Below are 1,805 nucleotides of genomic sequence, written 5' to 3'. Positions count from 1 at the left end.
CGGTTTCCGAGTAGGGAATGGCCTCAAACGTCACTTCGTAACTGGCGTCGCGAGCGGCGCGGCTGATCAGTTGGGTGATCACCGCACCGGGGGCGAAAGCCTGTGGCGCGCCGCCAGAGATTTTAAGCACCTGCGCTGGAGCAAGGGTTGCGCTGCTGCTGACGCCGCTGAGTCGCGTTTGGCCGTTGAGGTAACGCTCGTGACGCAGCCGGGCATAGAAGTAGCCACTTTCGCTTTGCAGGTCTTCGTCATGGGCATAGCGGTCGCCCATGACGGTGTAGGGTTCGGCGTAGTGATAAGCCTCGCCATAGGTGCCGCTGGCGCCGCGAGTTTGGTCGATGTCACCGTTCAGGTGAGCGTTGGCCACGCGGTGATGGTAGGTGCGGATATTGACGTGCTGTTCCACCACGTGGTGGCTCGATTGCAGGGCCCACGCGCCGTCCTGGCCACTGCTGCTGAGCCCGGATTGCGGGAGGTAGGCCAACGCCACGTCAAACTGGTAGTGACGCTGGTCATCGTGAAATTCCACCACGTCGATATTCAGGCGTTCGTCGCTGGTGAAGCGGTACCAGATGCCGACGTCGGCCAGCAGGCGCGAGATGAAGGCCAGATCGCTCTCGCCATACTGCATAACCTGTTCGCGTTTGGGGTATTCCCGCACCAGGCTGAAAAGGAAGTCCTGGCCTTCAAAATCGTGGCGGCTGCGCAGGATGCTTTCGACGATCTGCGGTACCGATTGATGCTGGTAGATGCGAAATTGTCGGCCTTGGCCGAGTAGAGCCAGGTGCGGTTGCAGGGTGATTTCGTAGCGGGCTTCATCAGCGGAGCCGGACAGGCGTTTGAAACCGGTGACTACGCCGTGCAGGGTACGCAGCGGTTTGATCTCGGGCGCGCTGAAGCCCAAGGCCGGTGGTTTTTGCGGTGGGGCGTGCAGGCTGAAACGGGCGGCCTGGCCGAGCAGGGTTTCGGCGCCGAGGTCACGTTCGGTGCTGGTGAACTCTATGCGATAGGTGAAGGGTTGGCTCAGGTATTCCTGGCCCTCAAAGGCCAACACGTCGAAACGGGTTTCGACGTTGCGCACGTTCAGGGTGTGCCGGCCGTGGTCGAAAAAAACGCTCGGTAGTACGCTGGAAGTCATTCCCTTTACTCCTGGACGCGAGAGCCCAGAGAGTAAAGATTTGTTATCGCTGAATAATGTCGGAAAATTCGACTTTACAAGAGCGACACTTCCCGATTGGGTTTTAGAGCCTAAAAACTATCGATATGTCGATAGTCCAAATAGAGGCGCTGAGCCAGCTCTCGTGCCCTCCCCAACCGAATCGGCCCACGCTCGATATCGATCAGTAAGCCCGTGCAATCCAGCGCTGGCAACGCGACAATCTCCTTGAGCCGCCCATCGGTCATTACCAGCAACCGCTGCTGCTCGGTGGGGTAGCGTTTTCTGCGCGCCGCCAGCCATTGTGCCGCCTCGCTCAGCGCGGCCAACAGCGGCGTACCGCCACCCGCGCCGAGCTGATCCAGCCAACCCATCAGGCTCTTCGCGGCTTTCAGGCCCTGCACCTGCCACTTCGGCGACTGTCCGCTCGCCGTCAGCAATGCCATGCGCGCCCGCTGCCGGTAGGCGTCATCCAACAGTTGGGCCAATAACCCTTTGGCATCGGTCAACGCACGATGCCGTCGGGTGGACGCCGAGGCGTCGACAATCACCAACCATAACTCTTGGGCCGAGCGGCTGCGCAGGTGCAAGCGCAGATCCTCACGACACTGCGGCCGCCCCCCGAGCAAGGTGCCCGGCCAGTTGATCG

At 60.9% G+C, this 1,805-nt stretch carries 2 protein-coding genes; both read right to left on the bottom strand.

Going from position 1 to position 1,805, the window contains the following annotated elements; genetic code table 11:
- The coding region (locus L9Z73_RS30050) for a type VI secretion system Vgr family protein (RefSeq protein WP_247408572.1) at positions 1–1,138 on the bottom strand (1,138 nt) is incomplete at its 3' end.
- Between the two features lie 110 nt (positions 1,139–1,248).
- Entirely contained in the window at positions 1,249–1,803 is a 555-nt protein-coding gene (locus L9Z73_RS30045; RefSeq protein WP_247408570.1) for a vWA domain-containing protein, read from the bottom strand.
- Positions 1,804–1,805 lie beyond the last annotated feature (2 nt).

Origin of the sequence: Pseudomonas emilianonis (assembly GCF_023072625.1) — a bacterium.
GTDB lineage: Bacteria > Pseudomonadota > Gammaproteobacteria > Pseudomonadales > Pseudomonadaceae > Aquipseudomonas > Aquipseudomonas paraveronii.
Note: the sequence above shows the minus strand (reverse complement) of the source record. Positions and strands in the feature narration are given on the sequence as shown.